Origin of the sequence: Sinomonas susongensis, from assembly GCF_005877005.1 — a bacterium.
GTDB classification, from domain to species: domain Bacteria; phylum Actinomycetota; class Actinomycetes; order Actinomycetales; family Micrococcaceae; genus Sinomonas; species Sinomonas susongensis.
This window is the reverse complement of record NZ_SSNH01000015.1, coordinates 44,028-66,349: the sequence shown is the minus strand read 5'-3', so window position 1 is coordinate 66,349 and position 22,322 is coordinate 44,028. Positions and strand designations below refer to the sequence as shown.

Here is a 22,322-nt window from a genome sequence, read left to right as displayed (position 1 = left end):
AGCTCGGACTCTGAAAGGAAACCCCCACCATGGCAGAACGCACCGCCACCATCGCCTCCCGCGTCGGACTCCACGCCCGCCCCGCCGCGATCTTCGCCGAAGCCGCCGCCAACACCGGCATCGAGATCACCATCGCCAAAGAAGGCGAACCCGCCGACGAAGCCCTCGACGCCTCCAGCATCCTCTCCCTCATGTCCCTCGGCGCCGAACACGGCCAGAAAGTCACCCTCCGCGCCCAAGGCCCCAACGCCGAAACCCACCTCGACCACCTCGTCACCATCCTCGAAACCGACCACGACGCCGAATAACCCACCGGGACACAACGCCGAGGGCGGGGCTGCACACCATGTGCGGCCCCGCCCTCGTGGTCCCCGGCTTCAGTCCTGAACGGCGATGCCGAGCTGCTCAGCCATCGCCTCGGCGAGCTCGGCCGCCTGGATTCCGCTCACGATCGCGCCGCGGAGCCCGGTGATCCCCGCGACCCGGCCCAGCCGGGAGCCCCGGAGGTCCACGTGCCGGAGTTCGGCGCCGGTGACGTCGAGCGTCTCGAGGGTGCACCCCTCGAAGGCCACGCGCGTCGCCTTGGCCCGGCCGAGGTCCAGCTCCTCGATGACGCAGTCCTCGAAGAGCACGTCAGTGAGCTCGGCCGCGCGGAAATTGACGAACCCGAGCTTGCAGCCGCGGACGACGACGCCGGACCAGTTCGTGTCGTAGAACTCCGCCGAACCGATGCGGGACGCACCGAGCTCTAAGTCGCGGAAGCGCGAGCGCGGGGCCGAGAGGGTCGGCGCTCCGAGGCGCCCGATCCGGGTCTCGACGAATGATGCTCCGGTGAGGTCCGCGCCGTCGAACGTCACGTCGTCGAGCGTGCATTCGACGAAGGCGATCCCGGCCAGCTGGAGCCCGCTGAGGTCGACGCCTTCGAGCGAGAGTCCCTCGGCGCGCCCCCCTGGGTCGAGGTCGCCGGCGTACCCCGGCACGAGGTCATTGAGGCGCAGTTCGGTCAACCGTGGGCGGATGGACTCGGCACGGGGGCTCACCCGCCGATCGTAGCCCGCCGTAGGCTTGGGCCATGAGGATCGCCGTGCTCGATGACTATCAGGGCGTTGCCGCCGGGTTCGCGGACTGGGCCTCGCTCGACGCAGAGGTCGCCTTCTTCTCGGAGCACTTGGGGCACGACGACGACGCGGTTGTCGCCGCGCTCGAGGACTTCGACGTCGTCGTGGCGATGCGGGAGCGCACGCCGCTGCGTGCCGAGCGCCTCGAGCGCCTCCCGAAACTGCGGCTGATCGTCTCGACGGGGCGCCGGAACGCGTCAATAGACCTCAAGGCCGCGGCGGCCCGGGGGATCACGGTCTGCTGCACCGGCTACGTCCCGGCCCCGGCCGCCGAGCTCACGTGGGCACTCATCCATGCCGCGACCCGCAGGCTCGACGTCGAGCTCGGGGCAATCCGCTCTGGCGGATGGCAGACGACCGTGGGCCGCGGGCTCGAGGGAAGGCGTCTGAGCGTGCTCGGGCTTGGCAACCTCGGCTCGAGAGTCGCCCGGGTGGGCCTCGCGTTCGGCATGGACGTCGTTGCCTGGAGCCAGAACCTCACCGACGAGCACGCAGCCGAGGTCGGAGTGCGGCGTGTCGAGAAGGACGAATTGTTCCGCACGGCGGACATCCTCACCATCCATCTCGTGCTCTCGAAGCGTTCCCGCGGACTCGTGGGGCGGGACGAGCTCGCCCTCATGCGGCCGGACTCGATCCTCGTCAACACTTCCCGGGGCCCCATCGTCGACGAGACCGCGCTCCTCGACGCCCTTGCCCACGACCGCCTCGGGCTCGCGGCCCTCGACGTGTTCGATGTCGAACCGCTCCCGGCCGACCACCCGCTCCGCCGCGAGCCGAGGGCGATCCTCACGCCGCACATCGGCTACGTGACCCAGGAGCAGTACGAGATCTTCTACAAGGATGCGGTCGAGGACATCGCCGCCTTCGCGGCGGGGTCGCCCATCCGGATCATGGAGCTCGCCTAGCTCCGGCGGACGAGCCGGGCATCGAGCCTGGGGGCCAGCCCGGGCGCCAGGCCCGGGCGGTGGAGGGCCGAGCCGCCAGTGGATCAGGCGCCAATGGCTCCCCGGCGTGGGCGCCGCCGGGGGCCGACCAGGAGCCGCCGCGGCAGCACGTGGCTCGCGAGAGCCACGGTCTTGTAGCGTCTCGAGGGGATCGAGACAGCCTTCCCCCGGAGGTTGTCGAGCAGACCCTCACGCACGACGCGGGGCGCGTGCAGCCAGAGGAAGGGCGGGATGAACATCTTGGTCATGCCCATGCGCTCGTGGAACTCGGTGTGCACGAAGCCCGGGCAGAGCGCCGTGACGAGGATTCCCTCGCGCCGGTAGTGGAGGTTGGCCCAACGGCTGAAGGAGAGGGTCCAAGCCTTCGCGGCCGAATAGGAGCCCCGGGGGAGGTACGCCGCAATCGAGGCGACGTTGACGATCCGTCCCTCTCGTCTCCCGCTCATCGCGCTGAGGGCGGCATGGCACAGGCTCATCGTCGCCTCGACGTGCAGTCGCAGGTGCCTGACCTCGTCCTCGAGGGGGTTCCGGTCGAAGTCGTGGAGGAGGCCGATCCCTGCGTTGTTGACGAGGATCCCGATGGGGTGCGTGGGTTCCGAGACGCGGCCGACGACGGCGGAGAGCTGGTCCTGGTCGGTGAGGTCGGCGGGCAGCACCTCGACTTCGACGCCGGCCTGGGAGCGCAGCTCCGCCGCCAGGCGCTCGAGCCGCTCGCGGTCGCGCGCGACCAGTACGAGGCCGTGGCCCTGGGCAGCGAGCTGGCGCGCGAATTCGGCTCCGAGGCCTGAACTCGCGCCCGTGATGAGCGCCGTCGTCATGCTGCCCAGCCTAGTCGCGCACTGGGACCGGACGTCGCGTTTGTCGGACTGGCACAAAGATGGCGGCCTCATCAACGGGCCTCGTGGCGTTCGTCTGTAGGTTTCCGCTAAATCGAGGGCACAGCCGTTGACGGCTCCAGCACCGCGGAAGACGTGCCTCTACAGGAATACTTGAAGCATGGACCGCATTGCTATCACCGGCTTCGGCGCAGTCAGCCCCCTCGGAACCGATGCGCCGTCGACTTGGGAATCCCTGCGGGAGGGCCGGTCGGGCGTGTCTGTCCTCGAGGCTGAATGGGCCTCTGACCTCACCACCCGAATCGCCGGGACCGTCCCCTCCTCGTTCACGGAGGCACTCGCCGTACGCGAGCTCAAGCGGCTCGACCGCTGCGAGCAGTTCGCGCTCGTCGCGGGCCGCGAGGCGTGGGAGATGGCCGGGCGCCCCGAGGTCGAAGGCGATCGGCTGGGCGTCGCGGTCGGGACCGGGATCGGCGGCATCACGACGACGGTCGCCCAGACCCAGGTGCTCGACGCCTCGGGTCCCCGCCGGGTCTCACCCCATACCGTGACGATGCTCATGGGCAATGGTGCGGCGGCGTGGCTCTCGATCGACTTGGGCGCGAAGGCTGGCGCAAGGACGCCGACCAGCGCGTGCGCGTCTGGAGCGGAGGCCATCGCGATGGGACGGGAGATGATCCTTTCGGGCAGCGCGGACATCGTCGTCGCCGGGGGAAGCGAGGCCGCCATCACTGGGCTCACCCTTGCCGCCTTCGGCCAGATCCGCGCCCTCTCGAAGCGGAACGACGATCCGGAGGCCGCCTCGCGTCCGTTCGACGTCGACCGTGACGGCTTCGTGCTCGGCGAGGGCGCCGCGCTCCTTGTCCTCGAGCGCGAAGCGCACGCCCGCGCCCGCGGAGCCGAGATCTACGCGTACCTTGACGGCGCTGCCGTCACCTCGGACGCGTTCGACATCGTCGGCGCCGACCCTTCGAACCAGGCTCGCACGATGAACCTCGCCCTGCGTGCCGCCGACTTCGCGCCCGGCGACATCGATTTCGTGCACGCCCACGCCACCGCGACGCCAACGGGCGACATCAACGAGTCCGAGGCACTCGCCGAGACGGGTATCGATGCCCCCGTCACCTCGACCAAGTCGATGACGGGCCACCTGCTCGGTGCTTCAGGCTCCCTCAGCGCGATTGCGTCGGTCATGGCGCTCCGCGAGGGCGTCGTGCCGCCTACGACCAACGTCGGGACGATCGACCCTGCCATCAAGCTCGACGTGGTGGCAAACGTCAAGCGCGAGGTCGATGCGCGCGCCGCGATCGTGAACTCCTTCGGCTTCGGCGGCCACAACGCGGCGCTCGTCCTGAGCCGCCCCTAGCCGCCGGCGGCGGCCGGCCAAGGCGCCGCTAGGGCTTGGTCGCCCGCCGCGCCCGGCGGGCCAGCATGCGCAGCTGCAGGATACGGACCGCCCCGGCAACGGCGACCAGGACGCCGCCCGCAACAGCTGCGATGAAGAGCGCGAGACCGAGGGGAACGTACCCGTCGAGGCCGAGGAACTGCACTCGCACCGTGTCCTGGTTCTGCAGGAAGAACACGATCAGCAGGATGAGGACGACGAGCGCGACGACGACCGCGGCCCAGACCACTCCTGCCCGCGTCACAGGAGGCTCCGTGCCTGTCGTCTGCGGTGTCGCCGTCCGGCCAGTGTCTCGAGGCGGCTGGCTCGGGCGAGGGGTCGGATTCTGACCGGGGATCGGTTCCTGGGGCGAAGACGGAGACGGAGGCTGCTGGCTCATGGGGCTCCTTGCATCGGGTGTCCTTTTACTATCGTTCCCCCGATCTCGGCATCTCGCACGATTCGGGCGGTGAGGCCGGCGGCACCGAACAGAGCTGCCGTGGCGGGCGACTGGTGCTGGCTTGTCTCGATCATGAGTGTGCCCCCTGGCGCGAGCCATTCCGCCGCACCCCTGACGACGCGGCGCTGGACCGAGAGGCCGTCCTCGCCGCCGTCGAGCGCCGCGAGCGGCTCGTAGTCGCGCGCTTCGGGCGGCATGAGGGCGATTGCCTCGTGGGGCACGTAGGGCGCATTGACGGCGAGGATGTCGATGCGTCCCCTGATCTCGCGTGGAAGCGCGTCGTAGAGGTCTCCGGCGAAGGCCCGCCCTCCGTAGGGGGCAATGTTCGCCGAAGCGACGTCGACCGCAATCGGGTCGAGGTCTGCCGCGTAGAGCGCAGTGCCGGGGACGGCGTGGGCCACGAACGCCCCGATCGCGCCGCTCCCGCAGCAGAGGTCGACGACGACGGCGGGCCGGCCCGATACTGCTCCCGCAAGAGTTGCCGCCTCCCGCGCGAGAAGCCCGCTTCGCCGCCTGGGCACGAAGACGCCTTGCGCCACGCCGATGCGGAGGCCCCCGAACTCCGCCCACCCGAGGACGTACTCGAGCGGCTCTCCCCCAGCGCGCCGCTGTACCATCGCCTCGAGTCGGGCGTCGTCGTCGCCCCCAGCCTCCCGCAGAAGGCGCGCCTCGTCTTCCGCGAAAACGCATCCGGCGGCGCGGAGCCGCGCGACAAGCGGGTCCGGAGAGTCCCCCCCGGACGGCTGGGCCGGCTCTGGCCATGGCATGGTCACGGCGATAGTCTGCCATCACCCGTCGGGCCATCGTGGCCCCTCAACGTCAGGAGGAATCATGGCAGGGCACACCTATAGCGTTTCCGAGATCGTCGGGACCTCCCCTGACGGCGTCGACCAGGCGGTCCGCAACGCCATCGAAACCGCATCCCAAACGCTGCGGAACCTGGACTGGTTCGAGATCAAGTCGGTTCGCGGCCACATCGAGGACGGCGGCGTTGCCGACTGGCAGGTCACCATCAAGATCGGCTTCCGCCTCGAGCGCTAGGGGCCGCCTTCCAAGGAGACGCTCGCCACGGGGGGCGGGGCCTGCGCGGTGTCCAGCCGGGCGCGTCGCCTGGCCCCGCGGCTGAGCCTCTCATTCTCCTCGAGCTCGAAAAGCTCGTCCCATGGCCGCTTGAGCCGTACCGCGAGCGCGATGGCGAGCCCTTCGCTCAGCCTGCACATGCCGCCCGTCTCGAGCAGATGGATCGTGGTCTGCGAGCGATTCACCAGGAACGCGAGCTGCGCCTGGGAGAGATTCTCCTGCCTCCGCCATCTCCGCAGCATCGCCGGGTCCTTCACCTTCATGCGGCTCTCCTTCCGGATGGTCGCCGGGACCCAACGGCAGGGTCCCCACACCCGGGACTCATCCTACAAGTTAAATTAAGCGAACTGTCAACTACTTGTTGAGTATACAAGCGGTTCAGCCCGCTCCATTCCGGGCAGGATGAGTGTGTAGGTTGTTGCCTATTGGTGTGTCGCACGCATGAGGAGAGAGCCGAGCCCGTGAACGAGCCGTTGAGCCTGCGCGACTTGGTCGAGGCCGCCGCAGCGAAGCGCGATGCCTCCGGCCTGCGCCTCGCGGAGATCGCGGAAGCGGAGGGCTTCAAGATCACTGTCACGACCATCAATGCGATCCGGCAGGGCACGTACAAGTCGAAGCCGCGCCCGAGTACGATCCGGGCGATCGCCTGGCTCGCAGGCGTGACCGACGACGTCGCGTTCACCGCGGCCGGCCAACCAGTTCCCGGACCCCCGTTCGCGGACGAGCTCCCGCCCGGTGTCGACAACCTCCCGCCCAAGGCTCGCCGCGCGGCGATCGAGATGCTGCGCGCCCTCGTCGACCTCAACCGGAGGGCGTTGGAGCCGCTCGCCGTGACGAACGACGGCGAGGCCCTCCCGCCGTCGTGGCAGCGCCTCGCGGCCTACAGCGGACCGGACGGGCACCTCGAACGCGAGCGCGAGTGGTCAGAACGGGGCGAAGAGCCGCAGGGGCCCGGCGAAAAGGAGTGAGCGGCCGAGGGGGAATGATCGACCGGAAGAGAGTGGGCGGTCTCCCGGCTGGGAATGTCGGCCCCGGTCTCTAGTCTGGCCTCGTGTTCAGTCCTTGGGGGGCACTGCGCGAACTGACTCACGTAACCCTGCACTTCATCGTCATGCCGGACGGCGCCCCGGCCCGCACCGATGGACGCCGCCGAATCTGGCTCGACAAGCGCCTCCAGCAGGCAGAGCGCCGCTGTGCGCTCACGCATGAGCTCGTGCACCTCGAGCACGGGCACACGAGCTGTCAGGGCCCGCGTGTCGAGCGGAGGGTGAGGGAGGAAACCGCGCGGCGGCTCGTTCCGTTCGAGCTCCTCGTCGAGGCCTACCGCTGGACCCAGCACCCCGACGAACTCGCGGAGGAGCTCTGGGTGACGGTCGACGTCGTGCGCGACCTTCTCGCAGCCCTTACCGACGTCGAGCGCACCGCCCTTGCCGCCTCGACCTCGAGGCTCCCGTGAACCGGCACGTGCTGACCGTCAGCCTCGCAGGAGTGCGAGCGCCTCCTCCTGCGTGAGCTTGGCCTGCCGGTATTCCTTGAGCAGGACGTCGAGCATGGCGTCTGCGCGGTCGGGAGACTCGGCTCCCATCGCGTCCCCCGCGAAGGCCACACGGAAGTTGTGCGCGTAGGCGTCGGAAGCCGTCTGGGCGAGGCACAGATGCGTCGAGACGCCCGCAAGGAGCAGCTGCTCCACCTCCCACGTGTGCAGCCGCTGGAAGAGGTCAGTGCCCCAGAAGGCACTGTCTCGTCGCTTGACGAGCTGCGGAAGTCCCGCCGTGTCGAGTTCGGGAAGCAGCTCCGCCTGCTCCGTGCCGTGGAAGGCGAAGCCCTGTTCGTCGTCGAGCATCGAAAGCGTCCACGTCGAGCGATCCCGCTCGTGCTCCGTCCGCAGCAGGAGGATCCGCGCGTCACTCTCGCGCGCCGCGGCGATGAGCTCGTTGCACGCCCCCACGAGGCGGTCCCGCTGTGCAGCCAGGGCAGCGTTCTCGAAGAAGGCGTTCTCCATGTCGATGACGAGTAAGGCAGTCTTCATGGGTGGGTTCTACCCCACGCGTTGACGTCTCACGCGGGGATTCTCAGACCCCACTGGATTCTCTCAGTCCGGGTTTTCACAAGAGCGGTCTGGTGGGCCCTGTGGGGCTCGAACCCACGACCCGCGGATTAAAAGTCCGCTGCTCTACCAACTGAGCTAAAGGCCCCTACCGTCACAGACCGTGCACTCAGTACTCTAGCGCAGCGGCGCGCACAGCACTCTTCGCTGCAGGGGGCCAGCGTGGGCACCCGCAGGCAACAGGAGTACCGTACTTGGCATGAGCGAGCATCCAGGAGGTCCCGGAAACGGCACTGGTCCAGTGAGGCCGCACAAGCCGAAGCCCTTCGCACCCCTCGACTTCGAGCCTTTTGCAGGTGGAGCGGACCCCGCGCGCGTCTCGGAGGCTGCGCACCTCGCCGCGCAGGCCCTCGTCCGGCGCGGACGCGAGAGCGACGACCCCGAGATCACCCGGCGGCTCGTCCGGCTCGCGGACGAGCAGGGCCTCGACGCCATCGCTGAGATGTGGGCCGAGAGCCCTGCCCGATCGCTTCCCGGCGCCCTATGGCGCCTGTATGCGCTCCGAGCCGCGACGCGCAGCGACCCCGAGCGCATCTCGGTCTACTTCAAGGCGGGGAAGGACACGGCGCAGGTCTCGCACGCTGTTGCCGGCGTCGCGGAGCCGCCCGGAGCCGATGAGCTGACGGTCATGGCGGATGCCATCCTCTCGGGTGCGTTCGACGGCGACTTCGACGTCGCGCTCGAACGCTCGGCAGCCTTCTGCCGCGTGGTTGCCCTCGGCCAGGCGAAGCTGGCCGACAGCGCCGAATGGGGCAACGCCCAGCAGGCGACGAAGCTCACCAGGAACGCCCACCAGCTCGTCAAGACCGCCGAGGACCTCGAGGCCTCGGCGAAGGCGTGGCGGCGGGGCCAGCTCGACTAGCCGAGGGGCGCTAGCTCCTGCTCCCCGGCCGAGTCAAGGTTGACTCCCGCGAAGGCCCGTAGAAGACTGGGTCGTGGCGTCGGACCGCGGTAGCCCCGGGCTCCAACTTTTAGCCGCTTCGAGCGGCCTTCCGCCGAGAGGCGCTCCCGGTTCGGCGCTCCTAACTTGTTCAGGAAGATCTGATCCTCGTGAAGGCTCCGCGGCATCGCCGCGGGGCCTTCACGCTTTCAGGAGCCGAGGCGTCCCGCTCGCATGAGCGGACCTTCCACTTCTGGAGGTCCAGCAATGGAAGCGCGCCCGGGTGCCTTGATCTTCGTCCCCCAACGAGGCACCTCGGGCGCGCATCCGGCCGTGCTGCTTCCCCCGGCGTCGCGGAGCGCGACGGGCACCCCCTGCCCGTACCAGCGCCAATCCGCAACAAGTAGCCACGGCCTTCAGTCAGGCTAGACGCGGTGAGGAGCGGGTCCGTGGTCGACAAGTAACGTCTCCGTGCCGACGGTCTGGCACCCCTCAGTGCGCGCCGTTGGACGCGGCCTACTGGTCCCCACGGACGAGCTCGAAGAGCGCCTTGCGTGATGCAGCGTTGGTCTTGCGCAGCGCATTCGAAATGTGGCTCTCGACGGTCCGGATGCTCAGGCCGAGCTGGTCGGCGATCTCCTGGTTGCTGCGGCTGCCCGCGAGCAGGGCAATCTCCCGTTCCCGATCGGTGAGGCTCAGGTATGGAACCCCCGGCTCGAACGCGATGAACTGGCCCGGCGGCCGCTGCTGCATCATGAATTGCTCGGCGGCCCGCTCGATCGCCGCGACGACCGGTCCTCCGTGACTGCTCACGCGGTGCTTCCGCACGGCCCCGCGCAAGAGCATGGCGATCTGGTAGGCGTCTCCGTCGGGCTCGTACTCATCAGGGAACCGGTCGAGCGCCGCGATGTCGCCCTCGAGGACGGCGCCGGCGACGCGGAGGAGCTGGTCGTGGGAAGTGATCCCCTGTTCCCGCAGGATCCTCTCGAGCCGGTTCTTCACTCCCGGCGTCGGGAGGAGGCATAGCGCAAAGAGACCCGAGTAGACGGCCTCGAGGACGAATCCGTGGGCCTCCTGGTCGGCGAGCAGTGCGCTCGCGCGCTGGTCGAAGGCTTCGGCGCTCGCCGGCTTCCGCGCAACCAGCTCGTAGACACCCTTGCCGACCCCCGGCATGGGCCCGACGTCCGGTGCCGCGGCGGCCTGCTCTCCGAGGGACGACGACGCCGCATCCGCCCGAAGCGCCGAGAGGCGCAGCATCGCGTTGTACAGCGAGCCGAGGAGGAAGCCCGGACGCCTGAGCGAGAAGGCCCACCCCATGAGGTATTCGGCCTCGTCGAACAGGCCCCGGTACAGGAGCGCGAGCGAGGCCACGTAGCTCTGCGTGACGAGGGTGAACTGGTCCACGGTGCGGAGAGCGGCACGCCGCCGCTCGAGCGAGTACGCGATCGCCTCGTCGACGCGTCCGCTTGCGAAGAGGGCCAGACCCCGGATGAGGGGCTCGAAGCGGGGCAGGGTCTCGAATCCCTCCGCTTCGTCCACGGCCGCCAGGGCTGCGTCGGGTTTGAGCCTGAAGAGCTCGAGCAGGCCGCGCGCCACAGCGATGACGCCGCTCCTGGACTGACGCACCGGCAGCCGGGCGAATTCCGCATCGAGGTCTTCGGGCATCCTCGTGTGCTGGGCCCGGACCAGCAGGCTGAAGGCGCGGGCCTCCTCGGCCCAGTCGGGCTCGGCCTCCGCGAACTCCTCCAGGACCGCGAGGCCGCCGGCGACGTCACTGCGGTGTATGACCATCCAGAGGGCCCGCGTCATGGTGAAGAACAGGCGGTCCGCGGGGGCGCTCCCCGTGGGATCAGTGAGCTCGAAGACTCGGTGGATGCGGTTCCGGTCGATCGCGCCTCCCCAGTAGACGCGGAGGAACGCCACCGCGTTGCACATCGTCCGCTCGGCCTCCCAGGCGGTGTAGTAGAGCTGCTCGACCGCTTCGAGCCGCTTGTGGAAGTAGCGCACGGTCGCGGCGTGGCTTCCGCTCTGCTCCTCCCTCAGAGCGGCGAGCTCTGACGCCGCGGAGCCGTCCGACGACGGGAACTCGTCGTCGGGCCGGACCGCCTCGAGCCCGGCCCTCAACGAGTCCCGGAGGATCTTGCGGGAGCTCAGCACATGGCCCGCAAGATAGTCTTCGATGACCGGGGGGAAGACGGACGCGAAGAGCTGCCCGTCCGCGCCGGGCACGGCCGAGACGAGGCGGCGGTGCTCAAGGCTGTCGAGGACGTTCGCGCCCACGGAGGCAACAAGCTCCGACACGGGTGTGGGCCCGAGCACGGCCATGGTCGTGAGGGCCCGGAACTCGTCCGGGCCCAAGCCGTGGAGCATCGCCTCGACGGCGGGGTGGAGGTGCTCGTTCATGAGCGAGGCGCCCGTCATCGCGTACTTCCCGTCGCGGAGGACGAGCCGCTCGCTCAGCACTGCCGTCTCGATGATGCGCACGGCGAGGCGCAGGTTGCCGCCGGACTTCGCCAGGATGCGGGCGGCGACGTCCACCTCGGCAGGAGAACCCAGCATCTGGAGCACGAGCGCGTTGATCTGCTCATAGCGCAGCGGCGCGAGCCTCACCGTCGCTTCGGGCCACCGGCCGAGGACGACGGCGGGTGTCCGGGACTCGAACGGCACGTCGCCCATGGTGACAACGAGCGGCACCTCGGTCCGCCTCTGCACGATGTCGATGACGGCGAGGGACTCGCGGTCCAGGCTCTCGATGTCATCGACCACGATGAGCCGCTGGCCGATGCGTGAGACATGCTCTGAGAGCAGGTCCGCGATGCCGAGGATCCCCGCGGCCCGGGGGCGGAGGTCGATCCCCATCGAGACGATCCCGGCGAACGGGACGTTGGCCAGCGACGGCGTGGTGAAGACTGTGTACACCCGCGTCCCGTGACCCTCGAGCTCGTCGACGACTCTCTTGGCAACGGAGGTCCGGCCGCTTCCCGGCGCCCCCACGATCCGAACTCCGAGATCGCGCGCGACATAGCGCAGCACGCGGTCGGTGACCTGCTCAAACAAGACTAGAAGACCTTTCGCTGTTGTCTGCCCCCCAGCAGCCTTCGCCTTCGAGCCGAAGAGTTGGACCGTCGTCGTGCTCGAAAGGAGAAGGATGACGCAAACGCCGCGCGCACTGCCTTTGGATGAAGGTAAGGGTCAGACCGGTCGTCTCGGTGTCACCACAGGCGCCTCTCCGTGGAAATACTCGGTTCACTCCGTGGTGGCGCAGGCTCGGCATCAGTGCTCAGCTCTCCCAGATCAGAAATCGCTCTCCCCCTGCTACTGAGTACAAGCTGCCGAAGCCATGACGCCGTTTTCCCCATCGGCCTCGATTCCCGGCCGTTCCCGCGGCAATTCACCTTGTTCGCGTACCATGCGTCATGCCGGCCGCCGCCGGAACGATGACCCGCCGTACGGCCTGGCCCCCGGAGAATCCATGAAGCTGCGCCTCTTCCCCCAGGAGACGGCCGCGCTCGAACTCCTCGCGGACCTCGCGCAGCAGTCGGTGCTCGCCGTGCAGGTGCTCTCCGAGATGTTCGGAGCCCGGATCGAGGAGCACGAGCGGATCTACGAGGAGCTCCTGCGGATCGATCGTCGGGCGACCGAGCTCCAGCGCACGCTCCTGACCCAGCTGCGCACGAGCTTCGTCAACCCGCTCCCCCGCGAAGACCTCCTCGACCTCTCCGAGGGACTCGGCAACGCCATGGAGCAGCTCGTAGGCGTCGCGGAGATCACGCTCGTGAACCGGCTCGACAGGATCGCACGGGAGGCATCCGACCAGCTCGAGATCGTGAACCGCCAGGCGGAGCTCACGGTGGGGGCGATGAGGGGCCTCGGGCATCTCGACGATCTCGAGGACTACTGGATCGAGATGATCCGCCTCGCCAAGAGGGCGAACCACACGCATCGCCTGTGGGGCGCCAACGCGATGCGCGAGCTCTCCCTCAACACCTATGCCCGGACCATCGAGATGGCGAGGGCGCTTCTCGGTGCGGCCCATGCGCTCAGGGACGTCGGTGCCAACGTAGGCCGGATCATCGTCAAGGAGTCGTGAGGTGACCATCGCGCTCCTTGTCGCGGTGGTCGTGTTCACGTGCCTCTTCGGATTCCTCAACGGCTTCCGCGACGCCTCGAACGCCGTAGGCCTGACCGTCCGCACGCGCGCGCTCACGCCGAGCATCGCCGTCGTCCTCGCCGCCGTCTTCAACGTCATCGGGACGGTCACGAGCGCGTGGCTCCTCGACTACTTCGGCGGCCAGTGGCTCACGGCGCCGAGCGGCACGCGGGGCCTCGTCGTGCTGCTCGCCACCGTGGTGGGCGCGAGCCTGTGGAACGTCTACCTCTGGTGGCGGGGCTATCCGTCGTCGTCCACCCACGCCCTTGTCGGGGGCCTCGTCGGCGCGACTCTCGCGGAGGTGATCCGCGGGCAGGCGTTCCAGCACGGCCTCGCGGACCTCCTGTGGCTCCAGGTGTGGCTTCCGCTGCTCGTCTCACCGCTCCTCGCCTTCGGAGCGGCGTTCTTCCTCACGAGCTTCACCACGTGGATCGCGCGCCACAGCCAGCCGAGTCAGGCCCACGCGACCCTGCGCGCGGCACAGTCGGTGGGAACCGCCGCCGTCGCGTTCGGCCACGGCCTCCAGGACGGGCAGCGCATCATCGCGGTCCTTGTCGTCGCCGCGATCGGGAACCAGGGCGACTGGGCGGGGGTCCCAGGGTGGATCGTGACGTTGGCCGCCCTGGCCCTCGGCCTCGGGACCCTCGCAGGTGGGTGGCGCGTCACCTACACCCTGAGCCACCGCCTGATCCGCACGGACCCCCTGCGCGGCTTCGTCTCACAGCTCGTGACCACGCTCATGCTGTTCTTCGGCGCCCTGTGGCTCAGGTGGCCGCTCTCGACGACCCACACCGTGGCCGCCTCGATCCTCGGCGCAGGAAGCAACCAAGGATATGCCGCCATCCACCGGCGGCTGCTCACCCGGCTCGTGGCCTTCTGGATCGCGACGCCGCTCGCTACCGCGCTCCTCGGGCTCGTCCTCGCGCTAGCGCTCGACCCGCTCGTGCGCTAGGGCACGCCTTCCCCGCGCCAGCGCGCCGATCGAGAGTGGTCTACCCGAAGCGGCCCGAGACGTAGTCCTCGGTCGCCTTCTCCTTCGGGTTGTTGAAGATCGTCGCCGTCTCCGCGTACTCGATGAGCTTGCCCGGCTTTCCCGTGCCCGCGATGTTGAAGAACGCGGTCTTGTCGGACACGCGCGCGGCCTGCTGCATGTTGTGCGTCACGATGACGACCGTGTACTGCTCCTTGAGCTCGTTGATGAGGTCCTCGACCGCGAGCGTGGAGATCGGGTCGAGGGCCGAGCAGGGCTCGTCCATGAGGATGACGTCCGGCTTCACCGCAATCGCCCGGGCAATGCACAGGCGCTGCTGCTGGCCGCCCGAGAGACCGGAACCCGGCTTGTCGAGGCGGTCCTTGACCTCGTTCCAGAGGTTGGCGCCCAGGAGCGAGGACTCGACGATCTCCTGCGCCTCCGACCTCGAGAGACGACCGCCGTTGAGCTTCACTCCCGCGAGGACGTTGTCGCGGATCGACATCGTCGGGAACGGGTTGGGACGCTGGAACACCATGCCCACATGGCTCCGCACGGCCACGGGATCGACCCCGGGGGCGTACAGGTTGTCCCCGTCGAGGAGCACCTCTCCCTCGACCCGCGCATTCGGAATGACCTCGTGCATGCGGTTGAGCGTGCGGAGGAAGGTCGACTTGCCGCAGCCCGAAGGGCCGATGAACGCGGTGACGGAGCGCGGGGCAATGTTGATGGAGACGCCCTCGACGGCGAGGAAGTTGCCGTAGTAGACGTTCAGGTCCTTGACGTCGATTCGCTTGGACATGCTTTCCTTCGGTTCGAAAGGGGTCGATCTGGGGCGGCGCTCAGCGGCCGGTCTTCGGGGCGAAGATCCGGGCCACGAGGCGCGCGACGAGGTTGAGGACCATCACGAAGATGATGAGGACGAGGGCGGCGCCCCACGCCCGCTGGATGCTCGGCCCCGGGTTCGACGGCGAAGCCGGGTTGAGGATCTGGAAGTAGATGTAGGTCGGAAGCGATGCCATCCAGTCCGAGAACACGTTGAAGTTGATCTTCGTCGCGAAGCCCGCCGTGAGCAGGATCGGCGCAGTCTCGCCGATCACTCGCGCGATCGCGAGCGTGATGCCGGACGCGATGCCCGAGATCGCGGTGGGGATGACGACCATGAGGATCGTGCGCCACTTCCGCACTCCGAGCGCGTACGCGGCCTCGCGGAGCTCGTTGGGGACGATGCGCAGCATCTCCTCGCTCGAGCGGACGACGACGGGGATCATGAGGACCGTGAGCGCGATGGACGCGACGAAGCCGGTTTCCGTACCCGGGCCGAAGATCGTGGCGAAGAGGGCTGCGGCGAAGAGGCCGGCCACGATCGACGGGATGCCGGTCATGACGTCGACGAACAGCGTGATCGCCCTCGCCAGACGGCGGCCCTCCCCGTACTCCACGAGGTAGATCGAGGTGAGCAGGCCGATGGGCACCGAGATGACCGTCGCCCACAGCGTGATGAGCAGCGTACCGATGATTGCGTGGTAGATGCCGCCCAGGACCCGACCGCCCGTGTTCACGGACATGTTGTCCTGGATGCCGCTCACGCCGTTCATCGACGTATTGAGGAAGCCGGGCGTCAGGAAGCCCTTTATCCCACCTTCGAGCACAGTCCAGATGACGGAGAAGAGCGGCAGGACAACGATGATGAACGCGCCGATCACCAGAGACGTGGCGAGTTTGTCCCGTGCCTTCCGACCGCCCTCGACCGCGCCGCTCCACGAGACGTAGACGAGCGTGTAGACGATCGCCGCGAAGAGGCCCCATCCGAACAGACTGAAGCCGACGAGGGTCGAGAGCGCCGCGCCGACGATGAGGCCGACGGCGAGAGAAGCCCAAGGGGCATAGCGCGGGAGCCGGTTGCGGGTGAGGGCACTGCGGCGCCCAGAGGTCGCGATCGCTGTCATGTCAGTTCGCTCCCGAGAATTCCTTGTGGCGGCTGATGACCCAGCGGGCCAGGATGTTGACCGCGAGGGTGAAGAGGAAGAGGACGAGGCCGGCAGCGATGAGTGTGTTGAGGCTCAAGCCGCTCGCCTCGGGGAAGTTGAGGGCGATCTCCGCGGCGATCGTCTGGTTCCCGGACCGGATGAGGCTCGCGATGAGCGGCCCCGAGGAGAGCACGAGGGCGACGGCCATCGTCTCGCCGAGGGCGCGGCCGAGGCCCAGCATGACGGCGCTGATGATGCCGGGCCGCGCGAACGGCAGAACGGTCATCCGGATCATCTCCCAGCGGGTTGCGCCGAGGGCCAGTGCGGCCTCCTCGTGCAGCTTGGGCGTCTGGAGGAAGATCTCTCGGCAGACCGACGTGATGATGGGGATGACCATGACGGCAAGCACGATGGAGGCCGTCAGAAGCGTCTTGCCGGTGGCGGAGGGAGGCCCGGCGAAGATCGGAATCCAGCCGAGGGCGTTGGAGAGCCACGTGTATCCGGGCACGAGCGCGGGCGCGAGGAACGAGATGCCCCATGCGCCGAAGATGACGGAAGGAATGGCCGCGAGCAGGTCGATGACGTATCCGAGGATCTGCGCGAGGCGACGCGGCGCGTAGTGCGAGATGAAGAGGGCGACACCGATCGAGATGGGCGTGGCGATGAGCAGCGCGATGGCGGCAGCGATGACCGTGCCGACCACGAGAGGGAAGATGTAGGGCCAGAAGCCCTGCCCGTTCGCGATCTGGCTCTGCGGTGCGACGAACGCGGGCAGTGCCTGGACGACGAGGAAGACGGCGACGGCGACGAGCGCTACGAGGATGAGCACACCAGCCGCGAGGGCCGCACCCGAGAAGATCCTGTCTCCTGCGGCGCCACGACCGGAGGACATCTCCCGGAGCTCCTTCGGGCTCTCCGGAGTCTTTGTCTGGGTTGCAGTCACATCTCGTCCCTTGGTCACGCTGGGGGTCTCATGGAGGGTTTTCGCCATCTTGGCACGTCCTCTCTCACTCAGCGCAAGGCCCGCCCCAGCCGAAACGGCCGGAGCGGGCTGGCGCCATCATCAAGAAGCTATCAGGACTTGACCTTGATCGAGGCGATCGCGGTCTTGGCCTTGGAGGCGAGGGCCGAGGAGAGCGGGGCGCTCTTCGCGGCGGCAGCGGCGGTCTGCTGGCCGGAGTCAGAGACCACGTAGTTCTCCCACGCCTTCACGAGGTCCACGGTCGCCTGATCCTTGTAGGTCGAGCAGACGATGTGGTACGAGACGAGCACGATCGGGTAGGCCGAGGTGTCCGTCGGGGTGCGGTCGAGGTTGAGCGCGAGGTCGTTCGCGGAGCGGCCCGTGGCCGGCTGCGAGAGCTCGACGGCCTTGGCGGCACCCTGAGCCGAGAGGGCGACCCACGAGCTGCCGACCTTGACCTTGGCCTTGCCGAGGCTGCCGCTCACGGCGGAGTCGTCCGAGTAGGCGATGGCGCCCTGGGTGTTGGTGACGGTCGTGACGACGCCCGACGTGCCCTTGGCGTTCTCACCCGGGAGCGAGGCCGGCCAGGTCTGGTTCGACTTGTCGGTCCAGACCGACGGGGCGGCCTTGTTGAGGTAGTCGGTGAAGTTCTGCGTCGTGCCCGAGTCGTCCGAACGGTGGACGGGCGTGATCTTCATGCTCGGCAGGCTCACGCCGGAGTTGTCCGCCGCGATGGCCGGATCGTTCCAGGTGGTGATCGTGCCGCGGAAGATCTTCGCGATCGTGTCAGGCGAGAGGTTCAGGGTCGTGACACCCGGGAGGTTGAAGGCCACAGCGATCGGGGAGATGTAGACCGGCAGGTCGAGCGCGCCGTCGGTGCCGCACACGGCGTTCGACTGGGTGAGCTCATCGCTGGTCATCGCGGCGTCCGAGCCGGCGAACTGGCCGGCACCCGAGATGAACGTCTTGCGGCCGGCGCCAGAGCCGACCGGGTTGTACTGGACCGTGACGCCCGGGTTGGCGGCGGTGAAGCCCTGCTTCCAGGCGTCGATGGCCGCCGACTGGGCGGTCGAGCCTGCACCGGTGAGAGTGCCGGTGACCTTCGGGCCGGCGGAAGTGGCGGAGCCGGTCGCGGTTGCGGAGCTGCCGGTCCCGTTGTCGGAACCGCACGCGGACAGGGCAAGCGCGCCAGCGGCGACGACAGCAACGGCCGAGACACGGCCGAAACGGAGAGCCTTCACGAAGTGACCCCTTCCAGGGTGATCTGAGGTGTGCGCCGTGCGAATGGCGCGGACCATCGGGTGCGTACGAGTCGTACTGACCTCGAACGTAAGAGCCTCAGGTAACGAGATTCCTCGCCGATGGTTAACACAAGGTGAACGGGTGGGGGAGGAACGGTGACATCTGGTGCGGGGGCCTTGCACATCACAGTCTTGCCTGAGTATTGGAACGTCTCCCAAGCGGAAAGCGTCGCCGAGGTGACGGGAGGCAACGTCGAGATGAACGCGGGTGCGCCGCCCCGGCGTCGTCCGGCGCCCAGCAGGCCTCCCTAGACTGCCTCTATGGAGATCGCTCGACGAGGGGAAGGACCGCGGCGAGAGCCGCCGCGCGCTTCGGGGCGAGCCAAGCTCGCCCCCGTGACGTGGGCAGCGAGGGACCGGGCGCGCGCAGGCTGGGCGCGCACGCGTGCCTCGATCATGCCCGTGCTCCTCATGACGTTCGGCGCGGTCTCGGCCTACCTCATCGCCCAGCATCTCCTGGGCCACGTCGGCCCCATCTTCGCAGCGACTTCCGCCCTCATCTCACTGGGCTTCGGGCGCGACCTCACACTGCGCAAGGTGCTCGAAGTCTCCGGCGGCTGCACACTCGGAATCGTGCTGGGCGACCTCATGGTGACGTTCTTCGGGTCGGGGATCGCCCAGACGGCGGTCGTGCTCGTCGTCTCGCTTCTGCTGGCACGCTTCCTCGACCGCGGCGTGATCTTCGCGACGCAGCTGGGCATCCAGTCGCTCTTCGTCGTCTTGCTCCCGGCCCCCGTGGGCGGTCCGTTCACGCGGAGCATCGACGCCGTCGTCGGCGGCCTCGTCTCCCTCCTCATCACGGCGCTCCTCCCGCGGGACCCCCGCGTCCAGCCCCGGCACGACCTTCAACAGCTCGTCGGCGCGTTCTCGGAGATGCTCCGCGAGTGCTCGGAGGCGCTCACGGAGGCCGATTCGACCCGCGCGTGGCACGCGCTCGTGCGAGGCCGCGGCTCGCAGGCCCTTGTCGACGCCATCCGGACGACCCTCAAGACCTCGAGCGAGGTCACCCGGCTCGCACCTGCCTATCGCCGCTACCGGGAGGAGATCGAGAACTACGAGCATGCGGTCGAATACCTCGACCTCGCACTGCGGAACGGGCGCGTGGTCGCGCGCAGGATCGCGAGCGCGATCAACAACGCGGCCCTTTCCGAGTTGGCCGCAGAGAGCATCGCGGAACTTCTCGAGGACACCGCCGAGGCGCTCGACCTCGTCGCGGCAGGTCTCTCGACGACCGACCGCGAGGAGCGGCGCGTCAACCGCCGCTCAGCCGGTCTCATGCTGGAGGAGATCGCGGCCCGGGCACACCCCCGCAAGCTCCACGTCGAACGGCTCGAGGGCGAGGCCCTCGTGATCCTCCTCCGGCCCATGCTCGTCGACCTCCTCGAAGCCTCCGGCTACGACCACGACGAGGCCGTCGAACTGCTCCCGGCCCTCTGATGGCCCGCAGGAATGTCGTGGGCTCCGACTAGCCTTGGGGCATGCCTTCCAAGACCTCCTCGCGCTCGTCCCGGCCCGCCGCCAGCTACCGCTGCGCCGAATGCGGCTGGACGACGGCGAAATGGGTCGGACGCTGCGGCGAATGCCAGTCCTGGGGCACCGTCGAGGAGGTCGGCGCGCCGGTAGCGCGGACGACGGCGGCCGTCACCGTGCGCGAACCTGCGCGCCTGATCGCCGACGTCGATGCGACCCAGGCGGCCTTCCTGCCGACCGGGGTCGGGGAGCTCGACCGGGTCCTCGGCGGCGGACTCGTGCCCGGCGCTGTCATCCTGCTCGCGGGAGAACCGGGCGTCGGCAAGTCGACGCTCCTGCTCGACGTCGCGGCCAGAGTCGCGTCGGCCGGCTCCTCGGCTGCCGCTTCGGGAGTTCTCTACGTGACGGGCGAGGAGTCGGCCGCACAGGTCAAGCTCCGCGCCGAGCGCATCGGAGCGGTTTCCCCCGGGCTGTACATCTCTGCCGAGACGGACCTCGGCCAGGCGCTCGGGCAGGTCGAGAAGCTCGAGCCGCGGCTCCTCGTCGTCGATTCGGTCCAGACGCTCTCGAGCGCGGAGGTCGAGGGCAGCGCGGGCGGGGTATCCCAGGTCCGGGAGGTCGCGGCATCGCTCATCGCGGCAGCCAAGCGGCGCAACATGACCACGCTCCTCGTCGGGCATGTGACGAAGGACGGGTCCATCGCAGGCCCGCGCCTGCTCGAGCACCTCGTCGACGTCGTGTGCCAGTTCGAGGGTGAGCGGCATTCGAGGCTCCGACTCATCCGGGCCGTCAAGAACCGCTATGGCCCCACGGACGAGGTCGGCTGCTTCGACCTCGGCGAGGACGGGATCGCGAGCGTCACGGACCCGTCGGGGCTCTTCCTGTCCCGCACTAAGGAACCCGTCTCGGGCACCTGCATCACCGTCACGCTCGAGGGCCGCCGGCCGCTGCTCGCGGAGGTGCAGTCGCTCCTGGCCGAAAGCACGAACGCCCAGCCGCGCCGCGCGACGAGCGGACTCGATTCATCGCGGGTCGCGATGCTGCTCGCGGTGCTGCAGCAGCGCGCCGGCTGCCTTCTGCACAAGGACGACAGCTACGTCGCGACGGTCGGGGGCGTCAAGCTCAGCGAGCCGGCCACCGATCTGGCGGTCGCCCTCGCCGTCGCGTCCGCCAAGAGCCGCCAGGCGCTCCCGCAGCGGCTCATCGCGTTCGGCGAGGTCGGCCTCGCGGGCGAGGTGAGGCCGGTGCCCGGGATCAACCAGCGGATCCAGGAGGCGCACCGTCTGGGCTTCACCCACGCGGTCGTTCCCGCCAGCCCCACCGGCCCGGGTGAGATCCCGGCGGGTTTCTCGGTGCGCGAGGTGAGTCACGTCGCCGAGGCCCTCGGGCTGCTCATCGCCGGCAAGTGAGCGCGGAATGGTCGCCGAATCGTTGCCGTAGGCGAACATCACGCGCCTGTACGCGCATATAGCATGGGAGTCGTGCCCGCGTGGGTGCCTTTGCTGTGCCGCGAAAGGGAATGACATATGGCTCGGAGTCCCGAGGAAGTGCTAGCCGCCACCTTGGGTCGGGTAGCACCGGGAACGGGTCTCCGCGACGGTCTGGAGCGGATCCTCAGGGGCCGCACGGGTGCGCTCATCGTCCTCGGCTTCGACCGCACGGTCGAATCCATCTGCTCGGGCGGCTTCGAGATCGGCATCGACTTCTCCCCCACCCGGCTCCGTGAGCTCGCCAAGATGGACGGGGCGATCGTCACCGACCGCGAAGCGCGGACGATCCTGCGCGCAGGCGTCCACCTCGTTCCCGACCCGACGCTTCCGACCTCCGAATCCGGCACCCGGCACCGGACGGCCGAACGGGTCGCGATCCAGACGGGGCTCCCCGTGATCTCGGTGAGCCAGTCGATGCAGATCATCGCGCTCTACGTACGTGGCCTGCGCTACGTGCTCGAGGGCTCGGAGAAGGTCCTCGCCCGCGCCAACCAGGCGCTAGCGACGCTCGAACGCTACCGCGCGCGCCTCGACCAGGTCACGAACTCCCTGTCGGCGCTCGAGATCGAGGCGATGGTGACGGTCCGCGACGTCACGCAGACCCTCCAGCGCCAGGAAATGGTGCGCCGCATCTCGGACGAGATCGGGCAGTACGTCCTCGAGCTCGGGGAGGACGGGCGCCTGCTGTCCCTTCAGCTCGAGGAGCTCACGGTCGGCCGGGGCCCGGGCAGCGACGTCGTCATCCGCGACTACGCCGGGGACGACGCGACAGCCGAGACGATCGACGCCGCCGTCCTCGCCCTCACCGAGCTCTCCTCGACGGATCTCATCGACCTCAACCGCATTGCCGGCATCCTTGGCTACGCCGGGGGCGAGAGCACGCTCGACGCGGTTGTCGAACCCCGCGGCTATCGGCTCATCTCGGGGCTCAAGCCCGTGCCCCGCGCCGTTGCCGAGCGGCTCGTGGACCACTTCGGCGGACTGCAGAACCTCATGGCCGCGACCATCGAGGACCTCATGACGGTGGACGGCATCGGCGAGCAGCGGGCACGGACCGTCCGCGAGGGGCTCAGCCGCATGGCTGAGGCGAGCCTTCTCGACCGGTTCCTCTGAGACAGCTTCCCTCAGGTCGTTTGCGCGGTACGAGCGGGTCCCGCGCGCCGGAAGAGGCCTAGGCTAGAGGACAGGCCGGGTCTCTGGC

At 68.8% G+C, this 22,322-nt stretch carries 23 protein-coding genes and 1 tRNA gene; 12 read left to right on the top strand and 12 right to left on the bottom strand.

The features are described 5' to 3' along the window. Positions 1–29 precede the first annotated feature (29 nt). A complete protein-coding gene (locus E6A21_RS16315; RefSeq protein WP_138445219.1) occupies positions 30–308 on the top strand; it encodes an HPr family phosphocarrier protein in 279 nt (92 codons plus the stop codon). A gap of 69 nt (positions 309–377) precedes the next feature. Here the strand turns inward: E6A21_RS16315 and E6A21_RS16310 are convergent, their stop codons facing one another. Then, on the bottom strand, positions 378–1,040 hold the full coding sequence (locus E6A21_RS16310) for a pentapeptide repeat-containing protein (RefSeq protein WP_171041443.1): 663 nt from the start codon (positions 1,038–1,040) through the stop codon (positions 378–380). A gap of 32 nt (positions 1,041–1,072) precedes the next feature. Between E6A21_RS16310 and E6A21_RS16305 the strand changes: the two genes are divergently transcribed. After that, positions 1,073–2,023 carry a D-2-hydroxyacid dehydrogenase family protein gene (locus tag E6A21_RS16305; RefSeq protein ID WP_138445217.1) on the top strand — a complete coding sequence of 317 codons (951 nt, stop codon included), beginning with the start codon at positions 1,073–1,075 and terminating at the stop codon, positions 2,021–2,023. 83 nt (positions 2,024–2,106) lie between these two features. On the opposite strand, the gene E6A21_RS16300 is transcribed toward E6A21_RS16305, so the two are convergent. Beyond that, a complete protein-coding gene (locus E6A21_RS16300) occupies positions 2,107–2,880 on the bottom strand; it encodes an SDR family NAD(P)-dependent oxidoreductase (protein ID WP_138445216.1) in 774 nt (257 codons plus the stop codon). Positions 2,881–3,058: 178 nt separating this feature from the next. On the opposite strand from E6A21_RS16300, the gene E6A21_RS16295 reads away from it, so the two are divergent. After that, on the top strand, positions 3,059–4,264 hold the full coding sequence (locus E6A21_RS16295; RefSeq protein ID WP_138445215.1) for a beta-ketoacyl-[acyl-carrier-protein] synthase family protein: 1,206 nt from the start codon (positions 3,059–3,061) through the stop codon (positions 4,262–4,264). Between the two features lie 28 nt (positions 4,265–4,292). On the opposite strand, the gene E6A21_RS16290 is transcribed toward E6A21_RS16295, so the two are convergent. Both E6A21_RS16290 and E6A21_RS16285 read right to left on the bottom strand, forming a co-directional pair. Further along, positions 4,293–4,547, bottom strand: coding sequence for a lipopolysaccharide assembly protein LapA domain-containing protein (locus E6A21_RS16290; RefSeq protein WP_342777881.1), 255 nt, complete (start codon positions 4,545–4,547; stop codon positions 4,293–4,295). A gap of 131 nt (positions 4,548–4,678) precedes the next feature. Further along, the gene (locus E6A21_RS16285; RefSeq protein ID WP_138445225.1) at positions 4,679–5,509 is read right to left on the bottom strand and encodes a putative protein N(5)-glutamine methyltransferase; all 831 of its coding nucleotides are present in this window, start codon (positions 5,507–5,509) and stop codon (positions 4,679–4,681) included. A 64-nt stretch (positions 5,510–5,573) separates the two neighbouring features. Here E6A21_RS16285 and E6A21_RS16280 point away from each other — a divergent pair, with 64 nt between their 5' ends. Continuing rightward, positions 5,574–5,783 carry a dodecin gene (locus E6A21_RS16280; protein ID WP_138445213.1) on the top strand — a complete coding sequence of 70 codons (210 nt, stop codon included), beginning with the start codon at positions 5,574–5,576 and terminating at the stop codon, positions 5,781–5,783. Here E6A21_RS16280 and E6A21_RS16275 read toward each other — a convergent pair. Next, positions 5,780–6,085, bottom strand: a complete 306-nt coding sequence (locus tag E6A21_RS16275; protein ID WP_138445212.1) for a helix-turn-helix transcriptional regulator — start codon at positions 6,083–6,085, stop codon at positions 5,780–5,782. The two genes, E6A21_RS16280 and E6A21_RS16275, sit on opposite strands and share 4 nt — an antisense overlap. Before the next feature lie 198 nt (positions 6,086–6,283). Between E6A21_RS16275 and E6A21_RS16270 the strand changes: the two genes are divergently transcribed. Together E6A21_RS16270 and E6A21_RS16265 are read left to right on the top strand one after the other, a co-directional pair. Next, positions 6,284–6,790, top strand: a complete 507-nt coding sequence (locus tag E6A21_RS16270; RefSeq protein WP_138445211.1) for a helix-turn-helix transcriptional regulator — start codon at positions 6,284–6,286, stop codon at positions 6,788–6,790. Between the two features lie 83 nt (positions 6,791–6,873). Beyond that, positions 6,874–7,278 carry an ImmA/IrrE family metallo-endopeptidase gene (locus tag E6A21_RS16265; protein WP_138445210.1) on the top strand — a complete coding sequence of 135 codons (405 nt, stop codon included), beginning with the start codon at positions 6,874–6,876 and terminating at the stop codon, positions 7,276–7,278. 18 nt (positions 7,279–7,296) lie between these two features. On the opposite strand, the gene E6A21_RS16260 is transcribed toward E6A21_RS16265, so the two are convergent. Further along, complete coding sequence (locus tag E6A21_RS16260; RefSeq protein WP_138445209.1) at positions 7,297–7,851, bottom strand: cysteine hydrolase family protein; 555 nt, start codon at positions 7,849–7,851, stop codon at positions 7,297–7,299. A 90-nt stretch (positions 7,852–7,941) separates the two neighbouring features. Beyond that, positions 7,942–8,017 (bottom strand) — tRNA-Lys (locus tag E6A21_RS16255). Between the two features lie 111 nt (positions 8,018–8,128). On the opposite strand from E6A21_RS16255, the gene E6A21_RS16250 reads away from it, so the two are divergent. Continuing rightward, positions 8,129–8,791 (top strand): hypothetical protein, encoded by a 663-nt coding sequence (locus tag E6A21_RS16250; RefSeq protein ID WP_138445208.1) that lies wholly within the window; start codon positions 8,129–8,131, stop codon positions 8,789–8,791. A 534-nt stretch (positions 8,792–9,325) separates the two neighbouring features. Here the strand turns inward: E6A21_RS16250 and E6A21_RS16245 are convergent. After that, positions 9,326–11,866, bottom strand: a complete 2,541-nt coding sequence (locus E6A21_RS16245; RefSeq protein WP_138445207.1) for a LuxR C-terminal-related transcriptional regulator — start codon at positions 11,864–11,866, stop codon at positions 9,326–9,328. A gap of 415 nt (positions 11,867–12,281) precedes the next feature. Here E6A21_RS16245 and E6A21_RS16240 point away from each other — a divergent pair, with 415 nt between their 5' ends. Beyond that, positions 12,282–12,899, top strand: coding sequence for a DUF47 domain-containing protein (locus E6A21_RS16240; protein ID WP_138445206.1), 618 nt, complete (start codon positions 12,282–12,284; stop codon positions 12,897–12,899). 1 nt (position 12,900) lies between these two features. Next, positions 12,901–13,911, top strand: a complete 1,011-nt coding sequence (locus E6A21_RS16235) for an inorganic phosphate transporter (protein ID WP_138445205.1) — start codon at positions 12,901–12,903, stop codon at positions 13,909–13,911. 40 nt (positions 13,912–13,951) lie between these two features. Here the strand turns inward: E6A21_RS16235 and pstB are convergent, their stop codons facing one another. The 4 genes from pstB to pstS all read right to left on the bottom strand — a co-directional run bounded on the left by pstB (position 13,952) and on the right by pstS (position 18,101). Next, a complete protein-coding gene (gene pstB, locus E6A21_RS16230) occupies positions 13,952–14,731 on the bottom strand; it encodes a phosphate ABC transporter ATP-binding protein PstB (RefSeq protein ID WP_138445204.1) in 780 nt (259 codons plus the stop codon). Positions 14,732–14,771: 40 nt separating this feature from the next. Continuing rightward, a complete protein-coding gene (pstA, locus tag E6A21_RS16225; RefSeq protein WP_138445203.1) occupies positions 14,772–15,878 on the bottom strand; it encodes a phosphate ABC transporter permease PstA in 1,107 nt (368 codons plus the stop codon). Between the two features lies 1 nt (position 15,879). Then, a complete protein-coding gene (gene pstC / locus E6A21_RS16220; RefSeq protein WP_138445224.1) occupies positions 15,880–16,791 on the bottom strand; it encodes a phosphate ABC transporter permease subunit PstC in 912 nt (303 codons plus the stop codon). A gap of 182 nt (positions 16,792–16,973) precedes the next feature. Further along, positions 16,974–18,101 carry a phosphate ABC transporter substrate-binding protein PstS gene (gene pstS / locus E6A21_RS16215; protein WP_138445202.1) on the bottom strand — a complete coding sequence of 376 codons (1,128 nt, stop codon included), beginning with the start codon at positions 18,099–18,101 and terminating at the stop codon, positions 16,974–16,976. A gap of 321 nt (positions 18,102–18,422) precedes the next feature. Between pstS and E6A21_RS16210 the strand changes: the two genes are divergently transcribed. The 3 genes from E6A21_RS16210 (at position 18,423) to disA (ending at position 22,234) form a co-directional block, all read left to right on the top strand. Next, positions 18,423–19,598 (top strand): FUSC family protein, encoded by a 1,176-nt coding sequence (locus E6A21_RS16210; RefSeq protein WP_138445201.1) that lies wholly within the window; start codon positions 18,423–18,425, stop codon positions 19,596–19,598. A 41-nt stretch (positions 19,599–19,639) separates the two neighbouring features. Next, positions 19,640–21,040: a DNA repair protein RadA gene (radA, locus tag E6A21_RS16205; protein WP_138445200.1), complete on the top strand. Its 1,401-nt coding sequence runs from the start codon at positions 19,640–19,642 to the stop codon at positions 21,038–21,040. 117 nt (positions 21,041–21,157) lie between these two features. Continuing rightward, positions 21,158–22,234 carry a DNA integrity scanning diadenylate cyclase DisA gene (disA, locus tag E6A21_RS16200; protein WP_138445199.1) on the top strand — a complete coding sequence of 359 codons (1,077 nt, stop codon included), beginning with the start codon at positions 21,158–21,160 and terminating at the stop codon, positions 22,232–22,234. The last annotated feature ends 88 nt before the right edge of the window (positions 22,235–22,322 follow it).